Annotated in this window: 16 protein-coding genes and 1 pseudogene; 12 read left to right on the forward strand and 5 right to left on the reverse strand. The window is 34.5% G+C overall.

Going from position 1 to position 13,835, the window contains the following annotated elements:
* The first annotated feature begins 9 nt into the window (after positions 1-9).
* The gene (locus MRBLBA3_RS12045) at positions 10-1,278 is read left to right on the forward strand and encodes an MFS transporter (RefSeq protein WP_363381388.1); all 1,269 of its coding nucleotides are present in this window, start codon (positions 10-12) and stop codon (positions 1,276-1,278) included.
* Positions 1,279-1,387: 109 nt separating this feature from the next.
* A complete protein-coding gene (locus MRBLBA3_RS12050; RefSeq protein ID WP_363381390.1) occupies positions 1,388-1,912 on the forward strand; it encodes a hypothetical protein in 525 nt (174 codons plus the stop codon).
* A gap of 40 nt (positions 1,913-1,952) precedes the next feature.
* Here the strand turns inward: MRBLBA3_RS12050 and MRBLBA3_RS12055 are convergent, their stop codons facing one another.
* Positions 1,953-2,846 carry a LysR family transcriptional regulator gene (locus MRBLBA3_RS12055; protein WP_363381392.1) on the reverse strand — a complete coding sequence of 298 codons (894 nt, stop codon included), beginning with the start codon at positions 2,844-2,846 and terminating at the stop codon, positions 1,953-1,955.
* A gap of 165 nt (positions 2,847-3,011) precedes the next feature.
* On the opposite strand from MRBLBA3_RS12055, the gene MRBLBA3_RS12060 reads away from it, so the two are divergent.
* From MRBLBA3_RS12060 to MRBLBA3_RS12075, 4 genes and pseudogenes are all read left to right on the forward strand, one after another.
* A complete protein-coding gene (locus MRBLBA3_RS12060; protein ID WP_363381394.1) occupies positions 3,012-4,004 on the forward strand; it encodes an ABC transporter ATP-binding protein in 993 nt (330 codons plus the stop codon).
* Positions 3,982-5,007 carry an ABC transporter substrate-binding protein gene (locus MRBLBA3_RS12065; protein ID WP_363381396.1) on the forward strand — a complete coding sequence of 342 codons (1,026 nt, stop codon included), beginning with the start codon at positions 3,982-3,984 and terminating at the stop codon, positions 5,005-5,007. Before MRBLBA3_RS12060 ends, MRBLBA3_RS12065 begins: the two co-directional genes overlap by 23 nt.
* A 12-nt stretch (positions 5,008-5,019) precedes the next feature.
* Positions 5,020-6,690 (forward strand): annotated as a pseudogene (locus tag MRBLBA3_RS12070) (ABC transporter permease).
* Entirely contained in the window at positions 6,687-7,949 is a 1,263-nt protein-coding gene (locus MRBLBA3_RS12075) for an MBL fold metallo-hydrolase (RefSeq protein WP_328022955.1), read from the forward strand. The pseudogene MRBLBA3_RS12070 and the gene MRBLBA3_RS12075 overlap by 4 nt, the downstream one beginning before the upstream one ends.
* A gap of 59 nt (positions 7,950-8,008) precedes the next feature.
* Here the strand turns inward: MRBLBA3_RS12075 and MRBLBA3_RS12080 are convergent, their stop codons facing one another.
* Complete coding sequence (locus tag MRBLBA3_RS12080) at positions 8,009-8,431, reverse strand: YfmQ family protein (RefSeq protein ID WP_098762877.1); 423 nt, start codon at positions 8,429-8,431, stop codon at positions 8,009-8,011.
* 131 nt (positions 8,432-8,562) lie between these two features.
* On the opposite strand from MRBLBA3_RS12080, the gene MRBLBA3_RS12085 reads away from it, so the two are divergent.
* From MRBLBA3_RS12085 to MRBLBA3_RS12110, 6 genes are all read left to right on the forward strand, one after another.
* Positions 8,563-8,679 (forward strand): multidrug transporter MatE, encoded by a 117-nt coding sequence (locus MRBLBA3_RS12085; RefSeq protein WP_363381399.1) that lies wholly within the window; start codon positions 8,563-8,565, stop codon positions 8,677-8,679.
* 65 nt (positions 8,680-8,744) lie between these two features.
* Positions 8,745-8,906: a hypothetical protein gene (locus tag MRBLBA3_RS12090; protein WP_000109008.1), complete on the forward strand. Its 162-nt coding sequence runs from the start codon at positions 8,745-8,747 to the stop codon at positions 8,904-8,906.
* A gap of 161 nt (positions 8,907-9,067) precedes the next feature.
* Complete coding sequence (locus MRBLBA3_RS12095; RefSeq protein ID WP_363381401.1) at positions 9,068-9,703, forward strand: cupin domain-containing protein; 636 nt, start codon at positions 9,068-9,070, stop codon at positions 9,701-9,703.
* 211 nt (positions 9,704-9,914) lie between these two features.
* Positions 9,915-11,006 (forward strand): serine hydrolase, encoded by a 1,092-nt coding sequence (locus tag MRBLBA3_RS12100; RefSeq protein WP_001023330.1) that lies wholly within the window; start codon positions 9,915-9,917, stop codon positions 11,004-11,006.
* Positions 11,007-11,128: 122 nt separating this feature from the next.
* A complete protein-coding gene (locus MRBLBA3_RS12105; protein ID WP_363381403.1) occupies positions 11,129-11,704 on the forward strand; it encodes a histidine phosphatase family protein in 576 nt (191 codons plus the stop codon).
* 89 nt (positions 11,705-11,793) lie between these two features.
* Positions 11,794-12,168 (forward strand): hypothetical protein, encoded by a 375-nt coding sequence (locus MRBLBA3_RS12110; protein ID WP_363381405.1) that lies wholly within the window; start codon positions 11,794-11,796, stop codon positions 12,166-12,168.
* Between the two features lie 18 nt (positions 12,169-12,186).
* On the opposite strand, the gene MRBLBA3_RS12115 is transcribed toward MRBLBA3_RS12110, so the two are convergent.
* The 3 genes from MRBLBA3_RS12115 to MRBLBA3_RS12125 are packed head-to-tail and all read right to left on the reverse strand — an operon-like array spanning position 12,187 to position 13,803.
* Entirely contained in the window at positions 12,187-13,119 is a 933-nt protein-coding gene (locus MRBLBA3_RS12115; protein ID WP_363381407.1) for an alpha/beta fold hydrolase, read from the reverse strand.
* Positions 13,080-13,409, reverse strand: a complete 330-nt coding sequence (locus MRBLBA3_RS12120) for a DUF3147 family protein (RefSeq protein WP_363381409.1) — start codon at positions 13,407-13,409, stop codon at positions 13,080-13,082. The genes MRBLBA3_RS12115 and MRBLBA3_RS12120 overlap by 40 nt, the downstream gene beginning before the upstream one ends.
* Positions 13,393-13,803, reverse strand: coding sequence for a MarR family winged helix-turn-helix transcriptional regulator (locus MRBLBA3_RS12125; RefSeq protein ID WP_363381411.1), 411 nt, complete (start codon positions 13,801-13,803; stop codon positions 13,393-13,395). Before MRBLBA3_RS12125 ends, MRBLBA3_RS12120 begins: the two co-directional genes overlap by 17 nt.
* Positions 13,804-13,835 lie beyond the last annotated feature (32 nt).

The following is a 13,835-nucleotide window of genomic DNA, read 5'->3' on the forward strand; positions in this document are numbered from 1 at the left end:
AGAGTCATTATGGGAGATGTAAGTATAGGACAACATGATACAAGAATGAAGATTGCAACGAGAAATATTATTTTAATGATGATTGGAAAGATGACGTCTTTATTAGGGGCAGGAATTTATACATTTGCCATGGGGTTATACGTTTTAAAGACAACTGGTTCAGGAATAGGTTTTGCAACTACGCTCGTTTGCGGATCACTTCCAAGGATGATTTGTGGTCCGATTGCGGGTGCTGTAGCTGACCGTGTGAATCGAAAGTGGCTTGTCATTGGCACTGATTTATTAAGTAGCTTAACGATGCTTATTATGTTTATTCTTGCTACTATATTTGGACCATCACTTCTTTTTATTTATGTTTCAGCAGCATTATTATCAATTTGTGCAAGTTTTTATTCTGTTGCATTAACTTCGTCTATTCCTAATTTAGTAGATGAGGGGCGTATTCAAAAAGCGAGTGCTTTAAATCAAACGGCGGCTTCTTTATCAAATATATTAGGGCCGATTATTGGCGGAGTTGTATTTGGTTTCATTTCCATTAAGTCGTTCTTTTTGTTAAATAGTATTACATTCTTTTTAGCAGTGATTGTGCAATTATTTATCGTATTTGATTTATACAAAAAAGAAGTGGCTGAGAGTAAAGAGCGTTTCTTGACGAGTATAAAAGAAGGATTTTCATATGTAAAACGACAGCATGAAATATATGGTCTAATGAAAATAGCGCTGTGGGTAAACTTTTTTGCGTGTGGGCTAACCGTAGCACTTCCATATATTATCGTCCATACATTGCATCTATCTTCAAAGCAACTTGGTACTGTAGAGGGAATGTTAGCAGTCGGGATGCTAATGGGTGCGATTGCTTTATCAGTGCGTAAAGAAGTGAAGAATCCGTTTCGTTCTATTTATACTGGACTGTTTTTATTTGCGGGTTTAAGTTTATGTACAGTCTTCCCATTGTTAGTTACCATTCCCAAAGTGGCAAGTTTTATTTACTATATTGCTTTTATGATGTTAACGGGTATATCAATTATGATTGTAAATATTCCGATGCAAGTACATATGCAAAAAACGACAGATCCGAGCTATTTAGGGCGTGTGTTTGGCCTACTTGAAACAATTGCTACTGCAATCGCACCGCTCGGTATGATTGTATATGGATTATTATTAGATATGTTACCGACTAGCATTGTTATGATGACAATAGGTGGAGGATTATTGTTAGTTGTATTAGTTGGAGTAAAGCAGCATATGGCGAAAGGAAAAGTGAATGTTTCAGCTTAAAAGAAAATTTTAACAAAATAAAAATGACCAAATTAGTATTTTAGTTTTTGAAACTCTTTTTCATGTATGTTAAAGTAAAGTGAGCAGACAAAGAAAAGGAGAAAACATCATGAAAAAATTAAGTTTTGTTATGCTTTTTTTGTTAGTCGTAATGACTGGATGTAGCAATTATGACACGTATATTGAAACAGGTATGCAATCATTGAAAAATGAAAAATATAGTGATGCGATTATGTGGTTTGAAAAAGCGGGAAAAGAAAAATCAGGAAATGAAGCGAAGGCATATAAAGAAGTCGCTCAGTTATTGGATCACGGTGCGACAGCATTAAAAGACGGTAAGTATTTAGAAACGAAAGACATTGCAAACGAAGTGTTGCAAAAGAAAAAAGACGATGCACTTGAAAAGGCCGTCAAATCAAATGCAGAAAATATGCTTCAAAAAGCAAAAGATGTGGAAGAAAAAGTAAATGAAAGAGTGGCGAAGCATAGAAAGGTAGAAGAAGAAGGAATCGATAAACTTATTAAAGCTGTCGATAGTATAGATGAAGTGAAAGAAAAAGAGAAGAAAGTATCAGAAGCATTAGATAAAGCCGAAGAGGCGCAAGCAAAAATTGAGGAAAAGAAAAATAAATAGAGTTATAGTTTAAAAGGCTGTCGTGTATAACGACAGCCTTTTAATTTTTTTCTGCAAAAGAAGTAATGCTATGTAGTAAAAAAGAAATTATTTTAGAATTCCATCTGTCCTCATGATGAATGGTATAAATATTACGCTGAAATTCAAAATCAGGGATCGGTATATAGCATAGCTCATTTCGCTGTACTTCTTGTTCAATAGCAAGTTTAGAAATAAAGGCGACACCATTACCATATTTTAAAATTTGTTTCATCGTTTCTAATGAATCTAATTCAATTTCAGATTGGAATGTAATGTTATGTACTAACGTCCATTGTGTAAGTAAATCGCTCGTTGTAGATGGGTTACGATGCAATAGTATACGCTCCTTCTCGATATCTTGTAATGATACATTTTCATTTTTTGAAAAATGATGTTCTTTGGAGAAAGCAAGAACAAGTGTATCAGGTATTATATTCGTTTGTTTTAAAAGTGGTTCATCAAATGGTGTAGCAGAAATTATCCCGAGATCAATTTCATGATTTTGTAGCATCGTTCGAATTTCAGGAGCTGTTTTTACCATGAGTGTTATTTTTACATTGGGAAATTCGCATTGAAATTGGTGAACAACTTCTGGTAAAAGATAAGTCGCTGGTACATAACTAGCACCAATTGTTATAGCGCCTTTATTAAAATCTTTAAACTCTTGTGTGACCCGCCTAGCTTCTTTCATAAGTGCATCTATTTTGCAAGCATAATGATGCAATGCCTCGCCAGCCTCTGTTAAGAAATATCTTCCAGAACGTAATTCAAATAAAGACACACCGAGTTCTTCTTCTAAGCTTTTTATATGAAAGGTAATAGTTGGTTGTTTAACGCCAAGTTTTTCTGCAACAATCGTAAGTTTTTTGTATTTCTTAATAAGCACTACAACTTCTAATTTTAAGAGATTCATAATAAGTGGGCCCCTTTTTCTTCTAACTATAGAAAAAATCTATAGAAATAAATAGATTATTAGAGATTTTTTAATTTAATCTTTACAGTACATTAACATTCAGTATAAATCTTCCAGATAGAATGAATGAAAGCAGGTTAAGAATGAGGGGAGAGAGGTGAAACGATGGATATTAAAATTCATGGATTAGAAAAGGCATTTGGAAAAACGCAGGCGTTAAAGCCGTTACAGGTTGTCATGAAACAAGGAGAATTCACTACACTTTTAGGACCTTCAGGATGCGGGAAAACGACTTTACTTAGAATGATTGCAGGGCTTGAAGAACCAGATAAAGGTGAAATATATTTTGGAGATAAGTGCATGTATTCTTCGACAAAAAAAATAAAAACATCTCCTCATGAACGGAATATCGGTATGGTATTTCAAGATTTTGCTTTATGGCCACATATGACTGTATTTGAAAATGTTGCATTTGGTTTAAGGGCTACGAAGCAAACGAATCAATTAAGAGAAAAGGTAGAAGATGCGATAAAGCGAGTTCGTTTGCAAGGTATGGAGAAAAGATATCCGCATGAACTCTCAGGTGGACAGCAGCAACGTGTCGCATTTGCTAGAGCAATTGTAACAAAGCCTCATTTTATTTTGTTCGATGAACCGTTAAGTGCACTTGATGCAATTTTGCGAGAAGAAATGCGATTAGAACTTATGGACATCGTTCATTCAATTGGTTTAACGGCATTGTATGTAACACATGATCAAACAGAAGCTATGTCAATGTCAGACCAAATTATTGTCATGAAACAGGGTGAAGTATTACAAAAAGGAACACCAGAAGACATTTATGTGAAACCGTCTCATGAATTTGTTGCAAAGTTTGTTGGCAAAGCAAATTGGCTTGTAGAGAATAAACAAATGATTCGTCCAGAGCACGTGAGCTGGACAAAAAATGACGTGTGCGATACGTATACAGGTGAAATTCAGTACGTTACATATGTAGGAGAACGTTATGAAGTGAAAGTAAATATGGGGACACTCGGTGTATGGACAGCTTATCACAATAGTAAGCTAAGCGTCGGTAAACCGGTATCGTTATATGTATCAAAAAAATGTATTCATCATATAGGGGGAGAATCGTATGAAGAAATTCAGTTCGCTTAAGTCTTTATTTGTATGTACTTTACTATTTTCTGCAGTAGTAACAGGTTGTAGTTCAAAGACAGGTAGTGCAGATGCAAAAAGTAAAAATACTAATGAAAAGAAAATTGTTGTATATAGTGCAGGGCCAAAAGGATTAGCAGAAAAAATTCAAAAGGACTTTGAAAAGAAAAGCGGTATAAAAGTGGAAATGTTTCAAGGAACAACTGGTAAGATTTTAGCGAGAATGGAAGCTGAAAAGAAAAATCCAGTCGTTGATGTTGTCGTACTCGCTTCTTTACCAGTGATGGAAGGATTAAAGAAAGATGGTCAAACGTTAGCTTATAAAGAAGCGAAACAAGCTGATAAGCTTCGTCCAGAATGGTCGGATGATAAAGGACATTATTTCGGGTATAGTGCTTCAGCATTAGGAATTGTGTACAACACAAAAAATGTGAAGACAGCGCCTGAAGATTGGAGCGATATAACGAAAGGGGAATGGAAAGGGAAAGTGAATCTTCCAGATCCAGCACTTTCAGGGTCGGCTTTAGACTTTGTAACAGGATACGTGAAAAAGAATGGAAAAGATGGATGGAATTTATTTGAACAGCTTAAGAAAAATGAAGTTACAGTAGCAGGGGCAAACCAAGAAGCGTTAGATCCAGTAGTAACAGGTGCGAAAGATATGGTAATTGCGGGTGTTGATTATATGACGTATAGTGCAAAAGCAAAGGGTGAACCGGTTGATATCGTATATCCAAAAAGCGGAACAGTCATTAGTCCACGTGCGGCAGGCATTATGAAGGATAGTAAAAATGTAGAAGGTGCAAAAGAGTTTATTGATTATTTATTATCAGATGATGTGCAAAAACAAGTTTCTAAAGCGTATTTATTGCCAGGTAGAACAGATATAAAAGCTGAAAATAGACCAAATGTAGAAGAGATTCCAGTATTAAATATTGATTGGAAAACAGTTGAGAAAGAACATGATGAAATAGGAAAACAATTTAAGAAAGTATTTCAATAAGATGGTGATTACATGGTAAATCGATTCGTATCAGTAAGACAAGTTGGAATGACGGTAGCGTTGTTACTTGTGGCGATGTTAATCGTCATTCCGCTTTGTCTCATTTTATTTTCTAGTGTATATGAAAATAGTGGTTGGAATTTTTTAAAGCCTTTTGAAGTCATGCAGAGTGGTGGATTAGCTGGGATTTTTCTAAATTCGATGCTGCTAGGTGTACTCGTTGTAATAGGAGCTACCATATTTGCATTTCCATTGGCATTCATTATGAGCAAAACAGATGTAGGAAAGTATAGTAAGTTAGATATTGTTTTTATGATTCCATTTATGACTCCGCCTTATATCGGATCAATGGGATGGATTTTGTTTATGCAACCTAACGGCTATTTTGAACAATTTTTTCCAGGATTAAAGTCGATCTCATCATCGTTTTTTAGTTTAGGCGGTATGGTTTTAATTATGAGTCTGCATTTATTCCCATTTCTTTACTTTATGTTGAAAAACACGTTACTTCAAATTGGAAGTAGTAAAGAAGAGGCTGCAGCGGTTCATGGTGGGAGCTTTTTCTATCGTTTACGAAAAATAATATTCCCATTATTAGTATCAAGTTATGTAATGGGTGCTTTACTTATTTTTGTAAAGACGATTGCTGAATTCGGAACACCGGCTACATTCGGACGTAGAATAGGATTTCACGTGCTAACATCAGAAATCCATAAATTTATTTCGAGTTGGCCAATTGATTTTAGTAGTGCAACAGCATTATCTTCTTTATTACTAAGTGCGTGTATGCTTATTTGGTATATGCAAAATGTATTGAATCGAAAGTATTCATATGCCATGGTTAGTGGAAAAGGTGTGAAATCTAAAAGGTATACTTTGTCTATATTTGCGCGCGTTATAGCATGGTTTTATGTAATTGGTTTACTAATAGTAGCAATTGGCATTCCATACTTTTCTATACTGATCGCTTCATTGTCGAAATTAAGAGGTGGTGGCTTACATGTAAATAGCTTTACAACGAGCCATTATGAAGCATTGTTTACAATGGGTTCTCCAGGATTAGAAGCTTTATGGAACAGTTTTCATTTTTCACTCGTAACAGCGATTGTTGCTGTAATTATTGGAGTCTTTTTAGCACTTATGATTCGAAAGGGGAAAAATTCCTCTGAAAAATGGCTTGATATGTGCGGTATGTTACCGAATATGGTACCAGGAATAGTGATGGTTGTAGGGCTTATTTTATTTTGGAATTCACCATATATGCCTATGTCAATTTACAATACACCTGTCATGGTTATCGTAACGTATGTGGTTCTTTTTCTACCTTATACGGTGCAGTATGTAAAAGCTTCGCTCGGACAAATTGATGATTCTCTTATACAGGCGGGAAGCGTCTTTTCTGGGAACTATATTTATATTTTTAGAAAAATAATATTGCCTCTTATTATTCCAGGAATTCTTGCTGGATGGGCGATGATATTTACGATTTCGATAAGAGAGTTAGTAGCGTCGCTTCTCGTATTACCTCCATCAGTAGAAACGTCAGCAACGTTTATTTTTGCTCAATTTGAACAGGGAGAAGTATCTATAGGAATGGCGATGGCCGTTGTTTCTGTTTGACTTACAACAATGTGCTTATTACTTCTGCAACATATGGAGCAAAAACGAAAAGGGGTAGCATGATGAGGGTAGAAGTATGGGGAGGAGCAGGAGAATACGGTCGTTCCTGCTATTTTGTGAAAAATAAAGAGACGAAAATCGTATTCGATTGTGGTATTAATCGATCGTATGAGGATAGTTATCCAAAAATAGAGAGAGAAGTTGTTCCATTTTTAGATGCGGTATTTTTATCACATATTCATGAAGATCATACGATGGGTTTACCTTTATTGACGAAGTATGGATATAAGAAAAAAATTTGGACAACTCGTTATACGAAGGAGCGACTGCCAGCTTATTTTGAAAAATGGAGAAACTACAATCTGAAGCAAGGGTGGAATTTACCTTATAACGACCAAAATATTAAAGATTTAAATTATGTGTGTATTGATGAGATTGGTAATCCAAATGAATGGATACAAATTACTCCTGCATTGCGGTTTCAATGGGGGTATAGTGGACATGTATTAGGAGCTGTTTGGTTTTTAGTGGATATGTGTAATACATACGTATTTTATTCTGGGGACTATTCAGCAGAGTCTAATATACTACGAGCTAATTTACCTGAGAAGTTACGAAGCGATATAAAAATCGCAATTGTGGATGCCGCTTACCACACTGATGATGTTTCGCAAATTGAAAGATTAGACGAACTATGTGCAGAAATTGAACGAGTTGCGCAAAATAAAGGAATAGCATTACTACCACTGCCTCCACTTGGTAGGGCGCAAGATATAGTATTTTATTTATATGAACGATATAAAGAATTTCCGCTTATAGTAGATAAAGAAATTTTGGTCGGTTTTGAAGAGATGTTCATATATAAAGATTGGCTGAAAAATAATGAAAAACTTGAGCGGATTCTAGAGAGTTTAAAAAGAAACATAATAGTTATGGATAATGATATATGTATGCAAAATAGTTACGGAATAGTTGTAATGAGTGATGCGAATATGCAAACGAAACGAGCACAGTTGTATTATGAACAACTTCGGCATGAAGAACGAAATTCCATTATCTTTACTGGACATATTGCGAAAGGGAGTTTTGCAGAAAAGATGATGAAAGAACGTGTAAGTAAAGGATGTAGAGTGGAACGAGTTCCGTATAAGGTTCACCAAAGTATAAGTGATGTTAAAGAAATGTTAAATACATTATTACCAGAACATACGGTGTTAGTACACGCTTTGAAAGAGGATACGGATCAATTACAGAAAAAGCTTAGCATAGCAGGATATAAAAATGTATATTCACTTGCAATGGAATGCGTAGAATTGACTTAACATGTATAGGAAAAAAGGAATCCGTAGCCAGATGGATTCCTTTTTCTAATATATGAGTATTAAGCTAAATCAGCTGATACGAACATATCATTATTTTGAAGGTTTTTAGAGCGTAAACTATAAGCAACTACCTTCTTTTTATATTGCTTTACAACGTCGACATGTTCTTCATGACTATAAATATAAAAGGTAAAATCTTTTTTGCCACGTTTTGCATTGATAATTAAAGGAGTGCCCTCATTGTGTGGTGGTGCATAATAGCGATCTAAAAATAAACCTTCGTTAAAATCATGAATAATTTTGGATTTCTTTTCGCCTTCTAAGTTATTTCCATTGATTGTAACAGTCACATTCTCTTCTTCAAGTTGTGGATGTGTTTCGTACTTGCTAATAATGGATTCAATAACAGAGTTAGGAAGGCTAGAAACGATAATTTTAAATGCCCCAAATACAACTAACATTACAATAAACCAAGTTGTCATAGTATTTCATCCCCTTTATCCCACAGTAACGGTCCGTAAAAGCCTGGTTGGTGCGGGCTAATAATCAGTGTGGGATAGATACCCCTTACTGACTAAAATTTCACTTTATCCTATTTAACAATATAACTCATATGGTAATAGTACATATGTTGAAGTTTTGTATAATTTGTGAAAAATATGCCATTTTTATGAACGAAATGTTAGAAAAATCAATTTTGTTACAAAAAGTTGAAATTGAAGTATTTTAAAAGAAAAAGGTTTATAATAAAAATATAACTAATAACAACATTACTAATTATAAGGAAGTGTAACTATGAGTACTGTAACAATCGTATATGGTATTATTCTTTCTACAATTATTGTTTTATTTATTGTCGGGGTTTCACGTTATATTCATAAATGGAAAGAAGGCGTTGCGAAATTAAATCACATTGAAGAAGAACTTAGTGATTTAATGTTACATCATGGTAAGTAAAAAGTTTATTTTTTAACTGAAAAATGTGAAGAATATCACAAAACATGCTGTCGTAATGAAAGCATGTTTTTTTGTTATGTTGTTAATAGGCACATTCCTAAAAAAATCCCATACGATACAGTGTGAAATCAGAAATGTTCGGAGCGGGAAAGAGGGATAAAATGAGTAATTCAGGTTATGTTACAGATAATAAAAATTTAAAGAAAAGCTCAGGAACGCCAAATCTTTTCTTTGATTCAAGAAAGAATGTCTTTTTTAAAAGAGATGAGAAAAATGTTGCGTATGAAGTAACGTCAACACAATTACCGGCGATGATTGGAGGAGCCTTTGTTGATTTGTTTATGACGAAGGGGCATATGCGAGAACCACATTGGCATCCGAATGCTTGGGAATTAGATGTTGTTGTCTCAGGGGAAGCCGTTACTTCTATATTAAATCCTGAAACGAATCAATTGCAAAATTATCATTTGAAAGCGGGGCAAACGGTCTTTATTCCAATGGGATGGTGGCACTGGATCACGGCCGTAACAGAGGAAGTACAGTTACATTTATTCTTCAATAACGATCAGTTTGAAACAGCAGAAGGATCAGACATACTTAGATTAACACCGCCAGAAGTATTTCAAGCTGCATACGGTGTAAGTGCAGAAAAATTGGGAAAGGATCTTTCGCCAATTAAGGAATCAGTTGTAATTGGTCCTCCTAACTCAAATCGACTAAATAGCGTTAAAGAAAGTGACGACTCAAATATAGTTGTTACGTTAAATGGACACCTAACATCATGTGAAATAGAGTAACTCTTTCTTTTTTTTAGGAAAAGTCACTCTATTTTGTATAATTTTGTATTTTTATTCGTTATAATTATTATATAGAAGGGAATTTGTCCCGCATTAACGGGCAGTAAAACTTCCACCTCAAAATTCGGCTGGGGCAAAGAAGTTAGGTGGGAGATTAACTGCTCGTAAACCCCCACTGATTATAGTTTCACTTTATTAGAGGGGGCATATTGTGAACATATTAAAGATTATAGGAATTGTTGCAGGAGTGATTATAGTAGCCGTTATAGCTTTCTTTGTCATTATGAGATATTATTTGTCGAAAGAAGATCCTAATTACGTATTAAATTACATAAAAGAACATAAAGGTGATGAATCACTTTCATTACTAATTAGAAGAAATGGCGAAGTAGTAACATCTGTAAATGAAAATAAAAAATTGCCATTAGCGAGTACGGCAAAAATCGTAATAGCAGTTGAATTTGCTAAACAAGTGTCAGAAGGAAAAGTAAGTCGTGATGAACAAATTTCATTGCAGGAACTAGAAAAATATTACGTTAAAAACACGGATGGTGGAGCGCATCCTGCGTGGTTAGAAGATGCCAAAGCTAGAGAGTTAGTGAAAAATGAACACATCGCTTTAGAAGAAGTCGCTAAAGGGATGATTCATTATAGTTCTAATGCAAATACAACATATTTGTTAGATAAGCTTGGAATAGAAAGAGTAAATGAAAGTATAAAAGAGTTAGAGCTTACTAGTCATGACAAGTTCACGTCGTATACTGCTTCACTATATATGAGAGGGTATGTAGAAAAAGAGCTTCATCAGCCAGAAAATCAATCGTTAGAAATGATACGTAACATGTCAAAGGATGAGTATAATAAACATGTGTTACAAATTCATGAATGGATGAAAGATGAAGAAGAATGGAAAAAAAGGGATATCCCATTAAAAGTAGATATGGAATTTCAGCGAATTTGGTCAGATCGATTAGTGGGTGCAAACGCTAAAGACTATATGAGTATAATGAAAAAGATAAATAGTAGAAATTATTTTCCAAAATCAATGCAAGAAGAAATCGAGAATATTTTCAAAGGAACAGTTAATAATAGTAAGTTAGAATACGCTGGTCAAAAAGGTGGCTCTACCGCATTCGTATTGACAAAAAGTTTGTATACTACAGATAAGAAGGGGAATAAAGTAGAAGTTGTAATTATGTTTAACGATATAGAAGATCAAGTTGCATACCAAAAGCTGAGAAATAATATAGATTATTTTATTCAAGATACTATAACAGATGAAGAGTTTAGAAGGAAATTATAACGAAATAATTTTATTATGTAAAAAAGGGCGCTTTTTAGAAAGCGTCCTTTTTCTTTTCATAATACAGGATTTCTTATTTACTTCATTGAATATAGATTGAAAATAAGAAGGGAAGTTGAAAAATGACCACAATATATTTCGTTCGCCATGCCCACTCTACATATACAAAAGAAGAACGGGAAAGGCCTTTATCTGAAAAAGGTTTGTTAGATACGCAGCATGTAACACGCTTATTAAAAGATAAACATATTGATGTTGTGATTTCTAGCCCGTACAAAAGGGCAATGCAAACTGTGCAAGGGATTGCGAATACATATAATTTATCAATACAACTGGAAGAAGATTTAAGAGAGAGGTTATTAAGTAAAGAGCCAGTAACAGATTTTAACGATGCTATTCAGAAAGTGTGGGAAGACTGGACTTTTGCATACGAAGGTGGGGAATCAAGTAATATAGCGCAAAGGCGTGCTGTAATATGTATGCAAAATATATTGGGAAAATATAAAGGTAAGAATATTGTAATAGGCACTCATGGGAATATTATGGTATTACTAATGAATTATTTTGATCCGAAATATGATTTTCAGTTTTGGAAAACCCTTCATATGCCTGATGTGTATAAATTAACTTTTGATAATAATCGTTTCATTTCTGCTGAAAGAGTAGAGAAAACAGGTCATCGGATAAACATTTTGTAAAAGTTTATCAAAAAAAGAGGAAAGAGAGAAGGTATTGTAGAAGTATGACTTTGTAACATAAAAAATATTGGTTAAAGGAGGCTGTTTACATGTTTGAGAAAGAGAAAGAAGGGCTTATTGAAGTTCACAACGTATATGAAATCGCACCAGCAGATGGAGCAATTATAGGTATGGCAACGGAAGAAGAAATGGAGATTGCTGCTGAACTAGAGTTACAGTACTATGCCCATTCTCGTTTATTAGAAGCAAATATTCAGTTAGACGGTCCCTCCTATAAAGAGTTACTTCAGGAGTTCCAGGAGTACGAAAGAAAATCAATGAACTTTTGGAGAGCAATACATAAACGTTTAGCTGTGCCATGGGCATGGGTATTACGTATTGATGTTGCGAATGGTCCTATATATGTAAGCAATGGGAGTTCGTATTATGAAGAAGTTGATGATGACGAAGAAGACTATGAATAGATAAGTAAGGAAGCAACTTCAGTTGCTTCCTTTTTTTATTGACAATGAGTGAATGGCTTCAATGATAGTATCTGGGCGATCATTTTCTATCCCATGACTAGCATGTTCAGCCAAAAAATATTGGCTATTTATTGAGAGATTTAGTTGTTCACGAATAAGTTCTTGCCACATATCTTCAAGTTGTGTAGCTTCTTCTTTGGGCATACCGCCCTCAATCAATTGAGCAACAGAATATTGAGGATCTCTACCGATAACGATTAATGGTATTTCTAATGCTTTATGTTGTTTTTTAATTGAGCGAGCGCAATATTTCCACTCGGACAGTTCAGCAGCTGTCGCTTTATATAAGGAAGGAGATGTGGAAAATTTGATATGCTGTTTTGTTGTATTGCCGAGCATAGATTTTAGTTCATTATAAAGTGCGTCTGCATCCATGTTGGAGTAAGTATGATATTTTTGTAGCCACATATCATCAGAATCAGTTTGATCAGAAACCGGTAAATGCAGTTCATTTAATCGGTGTAAGTTCATGGAAGTAGAATCAACTAAAAGAAGTGCTTGCAGCCTATCTTCATGTAACATTGCAAAATGTTGTGCGCATAAACCTCCATAGGAATGACCGATTAAAATGATTGGCTCATAAATATCTAGTTCATGTAGTAACATATGTAGTTCTTTTACGACTTGCATTGTTGTACGTGGATTAGTTCCTAGCTCAATTTTTCCATAACCTGGGCGATGATATGAAATGACTGTAAATTTTTGTGAAAGCTTTTCTATAATAGGAAGCCAATCATAAAATGAGCATCCCATTCCTGTTTGAATGACTACAGTTTGTTTACTGCTACCTCTTATATATACTTCTACAGTTTGTCCAAATATCTCTACTGATCTATTAATAGTAATTCCCCCTAAGCTTGAAATACTTTTTGGCAAGTAAAGGCGATACACCAGGCGACTATGCCAAAGAGTATAGATGTACTAAGTGAAAAGGAGTTCTTTAAACTGATATAAACAATAAATAATAGTAGTGCAGATGCAGGAAATCCATATAATACGCCTAAAGCGAATTGACTTAATTCTTGTTTACTCCCACCTTCGAAAGAAATCCAAAATAAACTAAGCAAACTAATAAGAGGAAGGGCTGCGATAAAGCCACCAAGCGTACTAAAATATTTGGCAAATTCGGTTACACCCCCAATAATGAGGGCGGAGACGATGACCTTAACGAGGAAATGCATATTTTGCCTCCTTAGCTAATAACGAAAAGGCTGTTTCTATTAGTTGTTGCTCTTCTTTTGATAACTGTGATTCTAATATTTGTATCTTTTCTTTGTCTAGCAAAGTATGCTTTTCTAATGCTTCAATTCCTTCTGTCGTTAGTGTAAGGTTCACAACTCGTTCATCTTGTTTATTTCTTTCTTTAATGATAAATCCTTTTTGAATAAGACGTTTTACATGTTCGGACGCTGTGTTATGAGATAAACCAAGTTCAGAAGCAATTTTTCCAATTGTTATATCTTTCTCTCGGGAAGTGATTTGTAAAATACGAATTGCTTGATGAGTAAGATTGTCTTCATATTCATAGCGTAAGTGGTAGTAGATTGTCTCCCAATGTGGATTAATGTCTTTCATATTATAATTCCCCTTAATTTTTATGTCGTATT

The sequence above is a fragment of the Bacillus sp. LBA3-1-1.1 genome (assembly GCF_040676495.1).
In the GTDB taxonomy this organism is placed as follows: Bacteria; Bacillota; Bacilli; order Bacillales; family Bacillaceae_G; genus Bacillus_A; species Bacillus_A nitratireducens.